Annotated in this window: 15 protein-coding genes; 5 read left to right on the top strand and 10 right to left on the bottom strand. The window is 74.8% G+C overall.

The window, feature by feature from the left end:
• Positions 1-20 precede the first annotated feature (20 nt).
• Complete coding sequence (locus OHA34_RS32020) at positions 21-635, top strand: TetR family transcriptional regulator (RefSeq protein WP_285937613.1); 615 nt, start codon at positions 21-23, stop codon at positions 633-635.
• A 157-nt stretch (positions 636-792) separates the two neighbouring features.
• The gene (locus OHA34_RS32015; protein WP_285937614.1) at positions 793-1,023 is read left to right on the top strand and encodes a DUF397 domain-containing protein; all 231 of its coding nucleotides are present in this window, start codon (positions 793-795) and stop codon (positions 1,021-1,023) included.
• Between the two features lie 227 nt (positions 1,024-1,250).
• On the opposite strand, the gene alc is transcribed toward OHA34_RS32015, so the two are convergent.
• From alc to uraD, 8 genes are read right to left on the bottom strand one after another with little or no spacing between them, the layout of a single operon-like run.
• A complete protein-coding gene (alc, locus tag OHA34_RS32010) occupies positions 1,251-2,291 on the bottom strand; it encodes an allantoicase (protein ID WP_285937615.1) in 1,041 nt (346 codons plus the stop codon).
• Positions 2,292-2,313: 22 nt separating this feature from the next.
• Positions 2,314-3,654: an allantoinase AllB gene (allB, locus tag OHA34_RS32005; protein ID WP_329519788.1), complete on the bottom strand. Its 1,341-nt coding sequence runs from the start codon at positions 3,652-3,654 to the stop codon at positions 2,314-2,316.
• The gene (pucD, locus tag OHA34_RS32000) at positions 3,651-5,972 is read right to left on the bottom strand and encodes a xanthine dehydrogenase subunit D (protein ID WP_329519787.1); all 2,322 of its coding nucleotides are present in this window, start codon (positions 5,970-5,972) and stop codon (positions 3,651-3,653) included. Before pucD ends, allB begins: the two co-directional genes overlap by 4 nt.
• Positions 5,973-7,328, bottom strand: a complete 1,356-nt coding sequence (locus tag OHA34_RS31995; RefSeq protein WP_329519786.1) for an 8-oxoguanine deaminase — start codon at positions 7,326-7,328, stop codon at positions 5,973-5,975.
• Entirely contained in the window at positions 7,325-7,825 is a 501-nt protein-coding gene (locus OHA34_RS31990) for a (2Fe-2S)-binding protein (protein WP_329519785.1), read from the bottom strand. The genes OHA34_RS31995 and OHA34_RS31990 overlap by 4 nt, the downstream gene beginning before the upstream one ends.
• The gene (locus OHA34_RS31985; RefSeq protein WP_285937620.1) at positions 7,825-8,703 is read right to left on the bottom strand and encodes an FAD binding domain-containing protein; all 879 of its coding nucleotides are present in this window, start codon (positions 8,701-8,703) and stop codon (positions 7,825-7,827) included. The genes OHA34_RS31990 and OHA34_RS31985 overlap by 1 nt, the downstream gene beginning before the upstream one ends.
• A gap of 14 nt (positions 8,704-8,717) precedes the next feature.
• A complete protein-coding gene (gene pucL, locus OHA34_RS31980) occupies positions 8,718-9,644 on the bottom strand; it encodes a factor-independent urate hydroxylase (RefSeq protein ID WP_329519784.1) in 927 nt (308 codons plus the stop codon).
• Between the two features lie 28 nt (positions 9,645-9,672).
• Positions 9,673-10,194, bottom strand: coding sequence for a 2-oxo-4-hydroxy-4-carboxy-5-ureidoimidazoline decarboxylase (uraD, locus tag OHA34_RS31975; protein ID WP_285937622.1), 522 nt, complete (start codon positions 10,192-10,194; stop codon positions 9,673-9,675).
• Positions 10,195-10,347: 153 nt separating this feature from the next.
• Between uraD and OHA34_RS31970 the strand changes: the two genes are divergently transcribed.
• Positions 10,348-11,865: a PucR family transcriptional regulator gene (locus OHA34_RS31970; RefSeq protein WP_329519783.1), complete on the top strand. Its 1,518-nt coding sequence runs from the start codon at positions 10,348-10,350 to the stop codon at positions 11,863-11,865.
• Positions 11,866-11,877: 12 nt separating this feature from the next.
• Here OHA34_RS31970 and OHA34_RS31965 read toward each other — a convergent pair whose 3' ends face one another.
• On the bottom strand, positions 11,878-12,933 hold the full coding sequence (locus OHA34_RS31965) for a DUF4037 domain-containing protein (RefSeq protein WP_329519782.1): 1,056 nt from the start codon (positions 12,931-12,933) through the stop codon (positions 11,878-11,880).
• An 81-nt stretch (positions 12,934-13,014) separates the two neighbouring features.
• Here OHA34_RS31965 and OHA34_RS31960 point away from each other — a divergent pair, with 81 nt between their 5' ends.
• Together OHA34_RS31960 and OHA34_RS31955 are read left to right on the top strand one after the other, a co-directional pair.
• Positions 13,015-13,860, top strand: a complete 846-nt coding sequence (locus tag OHA34_RS31960) for a GNAT family N-acetyltransferase (RefSeq protein WP_285937625.1) — start codon at positions 13,015-13,017, stop codon at positions 13,858-13,860.
• 141 nt (positions 13,861-14,001) lie between these two features.
• The gene (locus OHA34_RS31955; protein WP_329519781.1) at positions 14,002-14,736 is read left to right on the top strand and encodes a hypothetical protein; all 735 of its coding nucleotides are present in this window, start codon (positions 14,002-14,004) and stop codon (positions 14,734-14,736) included.
• A gap of 150 nt (positions 14,737-14,886) precedes the next feature.
• Here the strand turns inward: OHA34_RS31955 and OHA34_RS31950 are convergent, their stop codons facing one another.
• A complete protein-coding gene (locus OHA34_RS31950; protein ID WP_285937627.1) occupies positions 14,887-15,675 on the bottom strand; it encodes a hypothetical protein in 789 nt (262 codons plus the stop codon).
• Positions 15,676-15,763: the final 88 nt, after the last annotated feature.

Here is a 15,763-nt window from a genome sequence, read left to right as displayed (position 1 = left end):
GCCAGGGAGGGGTGACGACCGTGACCGCAGAGCCGACGGCGGCCGAGGACAAGGCCGCCGCGCCGCAGGGCGTACGGTCCCGCAGCCAGCACCAGCGGCGCAAGCGGATCGTCCAGGCCGCGGCGGCGCTCGCCTCGCGCGGCGGCGTCGAGGCCATGCAGATGCGCACCGTCGCCGAGCGGGCCGGGGTGGCGCTCGGCACCCTCTACCGCTACTTCCCGTCCAAGATGGACCTGGTCGTCGCGGTGGTCAGCGAGGAGCTCGACCTGCTGGAAGGCAGCATCGAGCGCCGCCCGCCGCGCACCGACGCCCCGCCGCAGCGCGCGGTGGACGTGCTGATGCGCGCCACCCGCGGGCTGATGCGCGAGCCCGAACTGGCCGAGGCGCTGATCCGCTCGCTGCTGCTGTCGGACGTCAAGACCGACTTCGGCGACCGGATGACCGGGCTGCTGCTGCGCGCTGCCGTCGGCCCCGAGGTCCCGGTCGGCGACGACGACCCGCGCCGGGTGGTGGCCAAGGCGCTGTCCAGCGTCTGGACGATGGAGATGATCGAGATGCTGCGCGGGCACGCCACCGCCGAGCAGATCCAGGTCCGGCTGGAGATCGCCGCCGCCCGCCTGCTCACCGACTTCTAGGCTGTGTTCCAAGCCCGGCCCGGCCTCCTCGCCCGACGGCTCGGACACCGGCCGCGTCCGGGCGCCTCCCGTGCGGTGGCCGGGGATCCGCCCGTGCGCCGGGCACGGCCGCACTACATTTGGTCCCGACCAGAGCGCGGACGTAGAAGGGGTGCCAGTGACCGAGCAGGAGCCGATCCTCAGCGACGGCGTCATCATCGAGTTCGTCGACGGCAAGGACGTCCCCGTCCAGCACAAGGACTTCGGTGAGCGTGCCGTCGTGATGCGCGACGCCAAGAACCCTGAGGGCCCCATCCTCTATTTCACCGAGGCCGAGTGGGACGCCTTCATCGCGGGCGTCAAGGACGGCGAGTTCGACGACCTCCTCGAGGAGGAGCCCGCCGAGTAGGTCCGGCCGGGCCGGCGGCCCCGCGGCCGTCTCGGCCGCGGGGCCTCGCGTCGTCCGGCCGTGTTCCCAAGCCCGGCCCGGCGTCCTCGCCTGGCGGCTCGGACACCGACCTGGCTTGGGCGAGCGCGACATCGCTTCGCGATCTGACCGGTGAGGCTCGCCTCCGGCATCGCCCCACCGGCCAGGTAACGCGCTCGCGCGACGGCCGAGGCACTTTGAAACACGCTCTAGACCACGGCCCGGTTCAGTGCCGTCCAGCGGGCGTTGAGGGCTCGTTCGCCGTCCCGGGCGAGGTCGCCGAAAAGGCGCAGGCGGGCGAGGCCGCCGTCCGGGTGCAGGTCGACGCGGACGTGGGTGACCTCGCGCGCGGTGGTGAGGCGGAAGCGGTGCCGGGTGTCGGGCTGGAGGCGGGTGCGCTCCAGCAGCGGCGCCCACCCGCCCGGATCGTCGGGCTCGGTGGTGCGGGCGTCGAGGCCGGACAGCTCGACCCCGGCGGGCGCGTTGAACTTCAGGTTGGAGGTATCGACCTCGGCGAGCCGGACCACGCCGGGCGCGGCCAGCCGGACCACCGCCCACTCGTTGCCGGGCTCGCGGCGGCGCGCGGTCTCCCACCCCTCGGACTGGTCACGGGCCAGGCCGGGGAACAGCATGTTGTCGGGCGCCGAGTAGAACATGTTCGAGCACTCGGTGACGCGGGCGCCGTTCTCCAGCGCGGCCAGGTCGACGGTGAGGCCGGTGAGCAGGCGCGGGTCGGGCACCACGTCCCCGTGCACGCGGAGCCGGGCGACGCCGCCGTCCGGCAGCACGTTCAGCCGGACGTGGGTGAAGCGGCGCCCGGACGCGAGGTCGAAGGCGTGCGGGGCGTCCCCCTTGAGCGGGCTCGGCGGAACGATCTCCGTCCAGCCGGCGCCGCCCAGCTCGGCGGGCGAGGGGTGGCCGTCCACGGCGCAGGCGTCGACGGAGACGTGCGGCGGGAAGTTGCCCTTGAACCAGGACGTGTCGACGACCACGCAGCGGATCACGCCGGGCAGGCCGAGCCGGACGATGGCCCAGTCGTGCCCGAGGTCCCCGTTCTCGTCGGGACGGCGCCGCGCCGTCTCCCAGCCGTCGTACTCCTGGCCCCTCGGCCCGAACGTCCCGGGGCGGAACTCCGGTTCCCACGGGTTGATGAGGTTCTCCTTCTCCTCGAACGACTCGTCGCTGGCGGCGACGACCGAGCCGCCGAGGGTGCGGACGGCCAGGTCCGGCAGGGAGGTGAATGGGCTCACGGGTACGGGCTCTCCATTTCGTTCAGCGGCGGAGCGGCGAGCCGGACGGGGTGCCGTCCGCGATCTCGCCGCGCAGCCAGGTCGTGCGGACGGCGCCGGTCAGGGCGCGGCCCGCGTACGGGGTGACGGGGTGGCGGTGGTGGAGCGCGGCCGGGTCCACGGCGAAGGTCTCGTCGGCGGCGAACGCGACCAGGTCGGCGTCGTTCCCCACGGCGATGCGGCCCTTGCCCTGGAGGCCGGCGAGCGCGGCCGGGCCCTCGGCCATCCAGCGGGCGACGTCCGCGAGGCCGTGGCCGCGCGCCCGCGCGGCGGTCCAGACGGCGGGCAGGCCGAGCTGGAGGGAGGAGACGCCGCCCCACGCGGTGGCGAAGTCGCCGCGCTTCAGCTCGGGCGTGCAGGGCGAGTGGTCGGTGACGACGCAGGAGATGACGCCGCCGGCGAGGCCGCGCCACAGCTCTTCGCGGTTGGCCGCGTCCCGGATGGGCGGGCAGCATTTGTAGGCGGTCGCCGGAGCGGGGGCCGTCGCGACGTCGCCGGCGGACAGCGTCAGGTAGTGCGGGCACGTCTCGGCGGTGACGGGGACGCCCCGGGAGCGCGCCTCGGCGAGCGGTTCCAGGCAGTCGGAGGCGGACAGGTGCAGGATGTGCGCCCGCACACCGGTCTCCTCGGCCAGCGCGACGACCCGTTCGACCGCGCGCCGCTCGGCGCTCGGCGGGCGGGAGCGCAGGAACGCGGGGTAGCCGCCGTCGCCGGGCGCGGTGAGTTCGGCGGGGTCCTCGGCGTGCACGATGACCAGGCCGCCGAACGCGGCGATCTCGCGGAACGCCGCGCGCATCCCGTCCGGCGGCAGCGGCGGGAACTCGGGGACGCCGGAGTCGGAGGTGAAGCACTTGAAGCCGAAGACGCCGGCCTCGTGCAGGGCGCGCAGCTCGGCGGTGTTGCCGGGGACGGCGCCGCCCCAGAAGCCGACGTCCACGTGGCAGCGGCCGAGCGCGGCGGCGCGCTTGACCGCGAGGGCGGACGGGGTGGTGGTCGGCGGCAGCGAGTTGAGCGGCATGTCGATCAGGGTGGTCACGCCCCCGGCGGCGGCGGCGCGGGTCGCGGTGGCGAAGCCCTCCCACTCGGTGCGGCCCGGCTCGTTGACATGGACGTGGGTGTCGACGAGGCCGGGGAGCAGCGCGACGTCGCCGAGGTCGACCTCGGCGGCGGCGGCGAGCCGGGCGCCGGGGTCATGGTGGACGGCGGCGATCCGGCCGTCCCGCACGGCGACGGCCGCCGGGCGCTCCCCGTCCGGCAGCACCGCCCGCCGGGACCGGACCACCAGGTCGTAGCGGTCCGGCGCCGCATCGTCGTGGCCGCTCACGTGGTGACCAGGTGCTCCGGGCGGACCGGCACGCGGGTGAGCGGCCGACCCGTGGCGGCGCGGACGGCGGCCACGATCGCCGGGGTGGAGGAGAGCGTGGGCGGCTCGCCCGCGCCGCGCAGCCCGTACGGGGCCTCGGGGTCGGGGTTCTCCAGGATGTCCAGCCGCATCGGCGGCATGTCCAGGATGGTGGGGATCAGGTAATCGGTGAACGAGGGGTTGCGGACCAGGCCGCCCGAGACGACGATCTCCTCCATCAGCGCCAGCCCGAGGCCCTGCGCGGAGCCGCCGTGGATCTGCCCCTCCAGCGACAGCCGGTTGAGGATCTTCCCCACGTCCTGGACGGCGGCCAGCTCCACCACCTTGACCAGGCCGAGCTCGACGTCCACGTCGACGACGGCGCGGTGCACGCACAGGGCGAGCTGGGTGTGGCTGCGGCCCTGCCCGGTGACCGGGTCCAGCGCGGTGGTGGGCCGGTGGTGGAACTCGCGGGTCGCCTCGATGACCTCGGTGCCGAGGATCTCCGCGATGGTGCCGAGCACCCCGGCGGACCGCGAGACGACCCGGCCGCCAGCGACGGTGAGGTCGCCGGGCACGCGCCCCGCGGGGCCCGCGCGGCGCTCGGCGAGCGCGATCAGCTCGGCGCGGACGGCCTCGCAGGCGGTCTTGACCGCGCCGCCGCTCATGTACGACTGGCGCGAGGCCGAGCTGGACCCGGCGTCGCCTACCGCGTCGTCGGCCGGGGCGATGACGACCCGCCGCACGCCGAGCTCGGTCCGCGCGATCTGCGCCTGGATCGTCACCAGGCCCTGCCCGACCTCGGCGGCGGCGGTGTGCACCAGCGCGGTGGGCTCGCCGCCGATCACCTCCAGCCGGACCCGGGCGGTGGCCAGGTCGTCGAAGCCCTCGGAGAAGCAGATGTTCTTGATGCCGACGCCGTAGCCGACGCCGCGCACGACGCCCTCGCCGTGGGTGGTCTGCGCCACGCCGCCGGGCAGCCCGCGCAGGTCGGACGAGTCCCGTTCGGGGGGCATCGGCATCGCCTCCAGCCGGGTCAGCATGTCGGCCAGCGGCGCGGGCGCCTCGATGATCTGCCCGGTCGCGAGCCTGGACCCCTGCTTCACGGCGTTGCGGCGGCGGATCTCGACCGGGCCGAGCCCGCACGCGGCGCCGAGCCGGTCCATCATCGACTCGTAGGCGAAGCACGCCTGCACCGCGCCGAACCCGCGCATCGCCCCGCACGGCGGGTTGTTGGTGTAGACGCCGTACGCGTCGACGCGGATGTTGGGGATCTCGTACGGGCCGACGCCGAGCGAGGCGGCGTTGCCGGTGACGTTCAGGGTGGACGAGGTGTACGCGCCGCCGTCCAGGACGATCTCCACATCGGCGAACAGCAGCCGCCCCTCGGCGGTGGCGCCGTACTCGTACCGCAGGTGCGCCGGGTGCCGGTGGACGTGCCCGAAGAACGACTCCTGCCGGTTGTAGGACATCTTGACCGGCCTGCCGGTGTGCAGCGCGAGCATCCCCGCGTGGATCTGCATCGACAGGTCCTCGCGCCCGCCGAACGCGCCGCCGACGCCCGCGAGCGTCATGTGCACCTGGCCAGCGGTGAGCCCGAGGCACGGCGCGATCTGCTTGAGGTCGTTGTGGATCCACTGGGTGGAGACGTACAGGTCGACGCCGCCGTCCTCGGCCGGGATCGCCAGGCCCGACTCGGGGCCGAGGAACGCCTGGTCCTGGATGCCGACCTCGTACTCGCCGGCCACCACGACGGCGGCGGCGGCGCGCGCCGCCGCCACGTCGCCGACGCGGATCGGCTGGTGCCGGGCGATGCCGCCGAGGCCCTGCACCTTCAGCCCCTCCGGGTCGGCGACGACCGCCCGCGGGTCGGTGACCGGCTCCAGCACCTCCCAGCCGATCCCGATCAGGGCCGCCGCGCGGCGGGCGGTCTCGGGATGGTCGGCGGCGACGAGCGCGACCGGCTCGCCCTGGTGGCGGACCTGGTCGACGGCGAGGACGGGCTGGTCGTCGGCGCCGTCGATGCCGAACGTCCCGCGTCCCGGGACGTCCCGGTGGGTGAGCACGGCGCGCACCCCCGGGACGGCGAGCGCGGGCCCGATGTCGACGGAGGTGATGCGGGCCCGGGGGTGCGGGCTGCGCAGCGTGGCGCCCCACAGCATCCCGTCGATCCACAGGTCGGACGCGTACGCGAACTCCCCGGTGACCTTGAGCGTGCCGTCTGGCCGCAGCGCGCTGTCGCCGACGCCGCCGAGCCCGGGGGCGGCGACATGGCCGGGGGACTTGATCGGCGCGGCCATCTACAGCACCTCCCCGGCGAGCCGCATGAGGCGGCGGTGCGCATCGGCGCCGCGCCGTCCGACCTCGTCCTGCGGGACGGTCACGAGCGTGTCGCCCGCGACGACGGTCCGGCCGCCGACGAGCAGCCGGGCGAGCGGCGGAGTGCCGCCGAACGCCAGCGCCACGACCGGATCGTCGACCGCGGCGTGGAACCCGTCCACCCGCCACAGCGCGACGTCGGCGAGCTTGCCCGGTTCGAGCGAGCCGATCTCGGCCTCGCGGCCGAGGCAGCGGGCGCCGCCGAGGGTCGCCATCTCCAGCGCCTGGCGGGCGGTGAGCGCGGCCGGGCCGTACCGGGCGCGCTGCATGTAGATCGCCTGCCGGATCTCCCCGGCGAGCGGCACCAGCTCGGCCGACGCGGACCCGTCCACGCCGAGCCCGACCACCGCGCCCGCCTCCAGCAGATGCGACACGCGGGCGATGCCGGCGCCGAGGCGGGCGTTGGAGCTCGGGCAGTGCGCGGTGCCGGTGCGGGTCTCGGCGAGCCTCTTGACGTCGGCGTCGTGCAGGTGGACGCAGTGCGCCAGCCACACGTCCGGCCCGAGCCAGCCGATGGAGTCCAGGTACTCGGCCGGGGACATGCCGAACTGCTCGCGGGTGTGCTCCTCCTCGTCGAGCGTCTCGGCGAGGTGGGTGTGCAGCCGGACGCCCTTGCCGCGGGCCAGCCGGGCCGACTCGGCCATCAGCTCGCGGCTGACCGAGAACGGCGAGCACGGCGCGACGGCGACGCGCAGCATCGAGCCGAACGAGGGGTCGTGGTGGCGGTCGATCGCGGCCTCGGTCTCGGTGAGGATCGTGTCGAGGTCCTCGACCACCTCGTCCGGGGGCAGCCCGCCCTGGGACGCGCCGCGGTCCATCGAGCCGCGGCACGGGTGGAACCGGACGCCCAGCTCGGCGGCGGCCTCGATCTCGGCGGCGAACAGGTCGCCGCGGCCCTTGGGGAACACGTAGTGGTGGTCGGTGGAGGTCGTGCAGCCCGACCGGGCCAGCCAGCCGAGCCCGGCGCTCGCCGCGCCCGCCACGACCTCGGCGTCCATCTTCGCCCACGGCCGGTACAGCCGCACCAGCCACTCGAACAGCGTGCTGCCCGTCGCCAGCCCCTGGCTCGCCCACTGGTACAGGTGGTGGTGGGTGTTGACCAGGCCGGGCGTGGCCAGGCAGCCGGTGCCGTCGATCCGCGCCGCGCCCTCGACGGCCGGCGCCGGGCCCGCGCCCACGGCCGCGATCCGGTCGCCGTCCAGGACCAGGTGCCCGCCGGGGTACTCCTCCCCCGACACCGTCACCACGTGCGCGTTCTCGATGATCTGGACGCTCACTCCGCCGCCTTCCGCCGCGCGGCGAGCCGGACGGCGTCGAGGATCTTCTCGTACCCGGTGCACCGGCACAGGTTGCCCGCCAGCGCCTCGCGGATCTCGGCATCGGCCGGATCGGGCACCCGTTCGAGCAGGGCGTGCGCCTGGACGATCAGGCCGGGCGTGCAGAACCCGCACTGCACCGCGCCGGCCTCGACGAACGCCTCCTGGACGGGGCCCAGCCGCTGGTCGCCGGCCAGGCCGTCCGAGCCGTCCGGGCCGCCGGCCAGGCCCTCGACGGTGCGGACCTCGCGGCCCTCCGCCTGCCCGGCGGCGACCAGGCACGAGCAGGCCGTGACACCGTCCAGGTAGACCGTGCAGGACCCGCATTCGCCCTGCTCGCAGGCGTTCTTGGAGCCCGGCAGGCCCATCCGCTCGCGCAGCACGTACAGCAGGCTCTCGCCCTCCCACACGTTGTCGACGGTCTCCTCCGAGCCGTTGACGGTGAAGGTCACGCGCATCAGGGGGCCTCCCTCCCGGTCGCTCCGGCACGATGGTCGTTCCACGCCCAGGTGAGGGTGCGCCGGGCCATCACCGACAGCGCGTGCGCCCGGTAGCCGGCGGTGCCGCGCACGTCGTCGATCGGCGCGGCGGCCTCCCGGACCAGCTCGCCGAAGCGCCGCGCGGCCGAGTCCGCGAGCGGGCCGCGGCGCTCCCAGTCGAGCTCGCCCGCCAGGAACTCCTCGGCGGCGGTGGCGCGGCGCGGGGTCGGGGCCGCCGAGCCGAGGCCGGTGCCGACCCGCCGCTCGGCCGGGTGCAGCGCGATCGCGAACGAGCAGACCGCGATCACCATCGCGTTCCGGGTGCCGACCTTGGAGAAGTACTGCGGACCGGTCGCCGGGGCCGCCCAGAACGCGCGGATCAGCTCGTCGGGCTCCAGCGCGCTGCGCTTGACCCCCAGGTAGAACCCGGCGGCGGGGATCATCCGGACGCCGCGCGCCGCCGACTCCACCTCGATCACCGCGTCCCCGGCCAGCAGCGGCGGATGGGCGTCGCCCGCGGGCGAGGCCGCGCCGAGGTTGCCGCCGACCGAGCCGCGGTTGCGGATCTGCGGCGAGCCGACCGTCCGGGACGCCTGGGCGAGGCCGGGCAGCGGACCGCCCAGCTCGTCGATCACCCGGGCGTACGGGACGCCCGCGCCGACCCGCAGCCGCCCGTCCACGACGTCCCACCCGGCCAGCTCGCGGACCGGGTTCAGGTCGAGCAGCGCCTCCGGCCGGCGCGCCGCGAAGTTGATCTCGACCATCACGTCGGTGCCGCCCTGCACGGGCAGCGCGCCGGGCCGGTCCGCCTTGGCGGCGAGCGCGTCCGCCCAGGTCGTGGGGCGCAGGAAGTCCATGTCTCCAGAATCCCTCAGTTCCAGGCGAACGGCTGGTCGGACGCGTCATCGGTCAGGACCGCGCCCTCGATCAGCCCGTACGGGCGGTCGGCCGCGAAGTAGACCTCGTTGTCGTTGTCCATGCCGAACGGCTCCAGGTCGACCAGGAAGTGATGCCTGTTGGGCATCGTCAGGCGCACCTCGCAGATCTCGCCGCGCTCGTCCAGCACCCGGCGGCCCATCGCGTAGAGCGTCTGCTGGAGCGACAGGCTGTGGGTGCCGGCGAACGCGTCCAGGAGGCACCGCCGCGCCCCCTGGTAGGAACGTCCGAACGGCGACCCGGTCCCGCGATGCCGCCAGCGCGCCGCCACCTCGGTGGCCAGGATCCGGTCGCCGGTGGGGAGCAGTGTCGTGTACTCGTCCTGGATGAAGCCGTGGAACTCGCTGCCGGTCGAGTTGAGCACCACCAGGTTCTTCAGGCCCGACACCACCGACTCCGGGCCGTCCGAGCCGTCGCTGTGCACCAGCGCGGTGCGCACCTCCGAGCCGTTCCGGACGAACGAGTGCCGCCCCCCGCCGTCCGGGAGGCTCACCGGGGCGCCGTCCGCGCCGCCGTCCGTACGGCCGTCCGGCGGGATCCGGTCCCAGCCGTACTCCTCGATCTCCACCCGGGCGTGCGTGATCGTCGGCTGGGAGTCCACGAAGTGCCGCGCGAGCAGCAGCGCGAACTCCTCGATCTCCGCGACGCCGTGCTTCTTCGCGAACGCGAACACGGTGTTCTTCTGCGTGTCGGTCGTCAGCACGGCGGCGTTGTCGCCGGTCAGGTGGACCTCGTCCATCGCCCCCGACAGCGAGACGCCGACGTTGAGGTCCCTGAGGTGGTGCGTCGCGCCGTCCCGGGTGACGCGGACGACGCGCGTCTCCGCCTTCCCGTAGCGGTTGGGACCGAGAACGATGGCCATGCGGTCGGGCTCCCTCGGTAGGCGGGATTCACGCGGGCGGGCCCAGCAGCAGCTTGACCAGCCGCAGGTCGACGATCTTGGCGAGCTCGGCGCGGACCGCCGCCCGCTCCTCCGCGGGGCCGTGGCGCAGCCGGCCGGTGAGGGCGGCCAGCATCTCGGGGGCGCTCAGGCCGGTGGCGCAGATGAGGAACACGTGGCCGAACCGCTCCTCGTAGGCCCGGTTGCCGTCCACCAGCGCGGCGCGCACGCCGGCCGCGGCCTCCTCCACCCCGGCCTGCTCGCCCCGGGACCAGGCCGACTCGCGGTCGCCGCCCGCCACCCGGTCGCCGATCCGGGGGTGCGCTGCCAGCGCCTCCGCGACGTCGTCCCAGTCCAGGTCGGCCAGGGCCAGGGCCGCCGCCGACCGGACCGCCGCCGGGCCCGCGTACGGGCGGGCCTCCGTGACCGCCGCCGCCCAGCGCCGGGAGGCGCAGCAGGAGAGCAGCTCCGATTCCATGTCGCGCGCGGGCAGCCCGTTGACACGGCCCACCCCGCTTTCCCATGCCACCATCCCCTTGTCCTTCCAAGCCCTGCCCGCAGTACACACAGCGGGCGGGCCCCGGGTCGAGGGGCAGGACGTCCGAAGCGGGGGGCCGCGCGCCGCACGTTTTTCGTGCGTTGCTCCAATCGCCCGTCCCGGCCAGTGGGTTAACCTCGCGGGGCGATGAAGCTCCGCACCCTGCTCGCCATGGCCGACCTCCGCCTGGAGACGATCACCGGAGAGGACGAGCTGGACCGGACGATCCGCTGGGTCGTCACCACCGACCTGCTCGACCCCGGCCGCTACCTGCGCGGCCGGGAGCTGGTGCTGACCGGGCTGGTGTGGCGGTCCGGGCCCGCCGACTCCGAGGTGTTCGCCCGCGCGCTGGCGGGCGCCGGGGTGTCCGCGCTCGCCGCCTGGGACCTGGCGGCCGGGGCCGTCCCGGACGACCTGGTCGAGGCGTGCCGGCGGCACCGCCTCCCGCTGTTCAAGGTCCCCCCGGACGTGGCGTTCGCGACGGTCACCGAGCACGTCGTCCGGCACCTGTCGACCGCGCGCGCCGCCGACCTGTCGGCCGTCCTGGACCGGCACCGCAGGCTGGTCGCCGGGGTCACCGAGGGCGCCGGGCTCGACGCGGTCCTGGAGCTGGTCGGCCGCGACCTCGGGATGCGCTGCTGGGTGCTGACCCCCGCCGGGCGGGTGGTCGCGGGCCCGCACCCGCCGCCCGCGCGGGGCCCGGCGGCGCTCGCCCGCGCCTTCCTGACCGCGCCCCGGCTGCCGCACCACCTCGCCGGCGCGGGCGTCTCGGTCCTCCCGGTCGCCGAGGACACCGCGTCCCGGGTGGCCGACTGGTTCATCGCCTGCGAGGGCGACTGGGCGGACTGGCCCGCCGAGCGCCGCGCCCTGACCGGCGAGCTGGCCGCGATCGTCGCGCTCGAACGGGCCCGCCTGGACGACCGGCTCAGCGTCGAGGGCCGGCTCGCCCGGGAGCTGGTCCGGCTGATCGGCTCCGGCGCGCCGCCCGGCGAGATCATCCCCCGGCTGGAGCTGACCGGCCTGGACCCCGGCGCCCCGTTCACCGCGGTCGCCGCCACCGCGTCCGGCCCACTGCGGCCCGGCGAGCTCCGCACCGTGCTCGCCGAGGCCCTGCCCGGCCCGCGCCCGGTCGTCGGGCTGCTGGACGAGGAGGCCATCGCGATCCTGCCCACCGGCGGCGACGACGTCGCCGGGGAGATCCGACGGGCGCTGTCGCCGCTGGCCCCCGGGCTGGACGGCAGCGCCCTCGCGCTCGGCGTGAGCGACGTCGTCGCGGCCGGCGAGCTGCGCGGCGCCGTGGAGGAGGCCCGCTACGCGCGGCGCCTCGCCGCGGGCCGCGACGGCCCGGTCCGCGTGGTCGGCCATGACGAGCTGGCCACCCACGTCCTGCTGCTGGCCAGCGTCCCCGACGACATCCGGCACATGTTCAAGGTGCGCCTCCTCGACCCGCTGCGCGGCTACGACGAGGTGCACAGGATCGACCTGATCCGCACCCTGGAGACGTTCCTCCAGCACTCCGGCTCCTGGACGCGCTGCGCCGAGCAGCTCCATCTGCACGTGAACTCGGTCCGCTACCGCATCCAGCGGGTCGAGGAGCTGACCGGCCGCGACCTGTCCCGCCTGGAGGACCGGGTCGACTTCTTCCTGGCGCTCCGCCTCGGCTGACCACGCCCCGCCTCAGCCGTCCTCTCCCCATCTCCCCAGGTAGGCGGCCTGGAGGGCGGCCCTTCGTGCCGGGTCGGTCAGGACGTCCACGTTGTCGACCCACTGCTCGACGGACCCGGCCCCGAGCGGCAGGCACGCCACCTCCGGGTCGCGGACGGCGGCGCGCAGGCCCTCCCAGACCGCGTCGTCGATGCCCGGGTAGGGCCGGTCCCAGAACGGCGCCACCGCGGCGGCGGGCGCGGGCAGGCCGAGCGCCCGCTGCTCGTCCAGCAGGCGTTCGGCGGCGGCGGCGAGGGCGGCCTCCCGCTCGCGCCCGCCGGACGCCGCGAGCGCCCGCTCGAACGGCCCGGCCAGGTCGTCGGCGACGGGCAGCCCGCGGAACACGGTGCCGCGCCACTTCCCGTACGGGGCCCACCGTCCCGACAGCGCGAACGCCAGCGCCATCAGGTCCGCGGTCAGCTTCGCCGCCAGCATCCTCGACCCGAGGTCGTCACCGCGGTCGGCGGTGCGGCCGACCATCGGCATCAACCGCGAGACGCGCCGCCACCAGGCGGCCAGCACGTACAGCCCGACGTCGGGCGGGTACCACCGCAGCGCCTCGCGCACCGGCCCGAGCGTCTCGGTGCGGTCGGCGAACACCGGACCGGCGGTCACCTCCAGCACGCCCTGGCCGGTCAGGCACAGCCAGCCGGGCACCGTGAGGCCGGCGACCGGATCGACGCCCAGGCGGCTCCGGGCGAAGCCCGCGACGGTCGCCACCTCCACGTTGTGGGTGTCGGCCGCGTCCCAGGTGACCGGGAACCGCACCGGGTGTCCCCGGTACCGCCCGGGCAGCTCCCGTTCGAGCAGCCGGTCCACCTCCGCCACCGCGCCCGGGTCGTCGACCAGCAGCGTCAGCCGGCAGCCCCAGTCGTGGTCGCGGCTCATCGCGTCGTCCAGCCCGAGCACGTCCGACCCCGACCCGAGCCGCGCCGCCGCGTACCGGAGCCGGGGCGCCGCCCGGTCCAGGATTGGGCCGACGACCTGTTCATAGAATCCCCGGGCCAGCTCGGCCCCGCGCTCGTCCACGTCCACGTCCCCAGCCCACCAGACCGGCCCCGTCCCCGGCCAGCGGATTTCCCCTTGCCCGGGCTCGTACGATCTATCTCCGTGATCGACGACGACGGCCTGCTCGCGGCCTATGACGAGCAGATGCGCGGGACGCCCCCGACCGCCCCGGACGGTGTGCTCTACGAACGGGACGGGCCGCTGCTGCGCATCGTGGGCGAGCGCCGCGGCTTCATCGGCGGCCCGGCCGACCTGGGGACGACCGGCGCCGAGCTGGACCGCCTGATCGCGCGGCAGCGCGACTACTTCGCCGCGCGGGGCGAGGCGGTGGAATGGAAGACCTACGGCCACGACCGGCCCCGCGACCTCCCCGACCGGCTGCGCGCGGCGGGCTTCGTCCCCGAGGAGCGCGAGACCGTCCTGATCGGCCTCGCCGAGGAGATGTCCGCGCCGCCCGTCCCGCCGGACGGGGTCGTCCTGCGCGAGGTCACCGAGGAGGCCGACCTGCGGCGCATCGCGGACATGGAGTCCGCCGTCTGGGGCGAGGACTGGAGCTGGCTCGGGGACGACCTGGTCGCACGCAGGAGGAGTGCGCCGGACGAGATCGCCATCCTGGTCGCCGAGACCGACCGCGCGTCCGGCACCGCGGCAGATGGCGCGGGCGGCGGGAGCGAAGTCGTGTCCGCCGCCTGGCTGGTCTTCCGCGCCGGGACGGACTTCGCCGGCCTCTGGGGCGGCTCGACGCTGCCCGCCTGGCGGGGCCGGGGGATCTACCGGGCGCTGGTGGCCGCCCGCGCCCGGATCGCCGTCGCGCGCGGGACGCGTTTCCTCCAGGTGGACGCCTCGGACGACAGCGCCCCGATCCTGCGCCGCCTCGGGTTCCGCGCGGTGACCACGACGACCCCGTACGTGTGGTCCCCGGACCGGGATCCTGGACTCGGAGACTGACGGGGGTTGACTCGGCCACACAGGCAGCGGTAAACAAAGGCGAAACAACGTAAATCAGGTAGCGACCCCCGGCATGGACTCCGAAGCGCGCCCGCCGAGCGGCGCGACCGAGGGCTTCGGATGCGACGAAGGAGTCCGCAGATGACGCACGCTCGGCCGTCCGGCCGCGATCGGCGGCGGAGGCACCGGGGCTTCCAGCGCAGGTACCTGCTCTTCTGGGTGGTCGGCACCGGTTCGGCGGTGCTGGCCTCGTTCGCCGGGACCCGCGGGCTCTACATGGCGGGCGGTGCCGAGGCACAGCGGGACGGCGGCCCGGCCGTCCTGGCGCGGCCGTCCGGCCTCGTGTCGGCGCCGCCGTCCCGCTCCGCCTCCCCCTCGCTCTCCCCCTCGTCCTCGCCCTCGCCCTCGCCGTCGTCCAGCCGCCCGGCGGCCCGGCGCACGCCGCCCAAGGCGGAGCGCGAACAGCCGGCCCCGCCGCGCCGGGCCGTGGCGTTCCGCGGCGTCGACATCACCGCACCGCGGGAGAACGCCGAGGTGAACGGCAGGGTCGGGGTGGTCGTACGGGGGCGCGCGGGGGATCTGGACGGGTCGGTCCTGCGCCTGTTCGTGCTCGCCTACAACGGGCTCTACTACCTGATCGACAACGGCCCGGTGGTCACGCCCGGCCGGGAGTGGAGCTTCCTGCTCAAGCCGATCGGCGGGGGCACCGGCGACATCGGCCGGGTCTTCACGGTCTTCGCGGTCACGGTCGCGCCGCCCTGCCGGCGACTGCTCGACGGGAGCGCCCGGGACCCGGAGGGCAACATCACCTTCTCGGCCCTGCCGAGCGGCTGCCGGGCGGCCGACAGGGTGAACGTCCTCAAGACCGGCTACTGAAGCCCGGTCCCGCCCCTGCCGGGACCGATCCGGCCGGACGGTCGGCGGACCGTCCGGCCGGACCGCCGTCGGACGGACCGGCCGGACGGCCCCGTGCCCCGGCCGATCCGTCCGGCCGGGGCACGGGGCCGGGGCGGTGGCCCCGGGTCGTCAGCGGAGCACGGGCTTCGTGGCCGGCGCCGGAGTGATCACCAGGCCCGGGTTGGGGGCGCCCTCCTCGCCCGGCTTCACCGTCCGCTTGCGCTCGCCGGGGCCCTGCCCGTTGGAGCCGCAGATCCGCGACTTCTCCTCATCGGTCATGTCGCGCTCCTTGAACGCGACACTGCGCTTTCCGTTCTCCTTGGCGTCGGTCTGGGAGTAGGGCTCGATGTACCACTCGTAGTGCGGGGCGCCGTCGTCCACATCATTGAACTTCACCCGGTCACCGAAGTTGATCTGCCATTTCCCGGTGATCTTGAGCATTTCGGTGGACAGTTCCAGCCAGCCGACCCGGCCGGGCTGGATGTGCGAGGTGTTGCCGCTCCACTGCCAGGTCGCGTGCGTCCAGGTGTGCCCGTACTGGGCACTGGCCTTGGCCTCGATGATCTTGAACAGGGTGCCGCCGACACCGAGCTCGAACCCGATGCTGTTGGTCTGCTCGTGCACGTCGGTGATCTGGTACTGGTGGTCCTGGACCGCGCTCGTGCAGTTCCAGGCGTACTCGTCGCCCTGCGGCAGGTAGAAGTCGGTCTGGAACGACTCCGCACCGGTCGGGGTGAAGTCGCACCGGTCGGCCGTGTAGCTGGTCTTCTTACCCGATCCCGGGCAGGTGTCCAGAAGCGGGGTCCCGGTCAGGTCGATGGTCTTCGCACTGGCGGACCCGGAGGAGAGCACCACCCCGCCGGTGAGCACCGCGGCCCCGGTCGCGGCGGCGATCATGCCCTTTCGAAGGAAACTCATTGGCCTTTCCTCTCGCTCGATGTCCCGAACAGTGCGTTCCTATCAACATTTCCGCATCCGCACCTTTATCGGGACATTAAGCAGCGCG

Origin of the sequence: Spirillospora sp. NBC_01491, assembly GCF_036227065.1 — a bacterium.
GTDB lineage: Bacteria > Actinomycetota > Actinomycetes > Streptosporangiales > Streptosporangiaceae > Spirillospora > Spirillospora xylanilytica.
Note: the sequence above shows the minus strand (reverse complement) of the source record. Positions and strands in the feature narration are given on the sequence as shown.

Excerpts from the sequence above, each read along its gene's own strand:
- pucD (WP_329519787.1), bottom strand. The coding sequence starts at position 5,972 with ATGGCCGCGCCGATCAAGTCCCCCGGCCATGTCGCCGCCCCCGGGCTC.
- OHA34_RS31990 (WP_329519785.1), bottom strand. The coding sequence starts at position 7,825 with ATGCGCGTGACCTTCACCGTCAACGGCTCGGAGGAGACCGTCGACAAC.
- OHA34_RS31985 (WP_285937620.1), bottom strand. The coding sequence starts at position 8,703 with ATGGACTTCCTGCGCCCCACGACCTGGGCGGACGCGCTCGCCGCCAAG.
- pucL (WP_329519784.1), bottom strand. The coding sequence starts at position 9,644 with ATGGCCATCGTTCTCGGTCCCAACCGCTACGGGAAGGCGGAGACGCGC.
- uraD (WP_285937622.1), bottom strand. The coding sequence starts at position 10,194 with ATGGTGGCATGGGAAAGCGGGGTGGGCCGTGTCAACGGGCTGCCCGCG.
- OHA34_RS31970 (WP_329519783.1), top strand. The coding sequence starts at position 10,348 with ATGAAGCTCCGCACCCTGCTCGCCATGGCCGACCTCCGCCTGGAGACG.
- OHA34_RS31955 (WP_329519781.1), top strand. The coding sequence starts at position 14,002 with ATGACGCACGCTCGGCCGTCCGGCCGCGATCGGCGGCGGAGGCACCGG.
- OHA34_RS31950 (WP_285937627.1), bottom strand. The coding sequence starts at position 15,675 with ATGAGTTTCCTTCGAAAGGGCATGATCGCCGCCGCGACCGGGGCCGCG.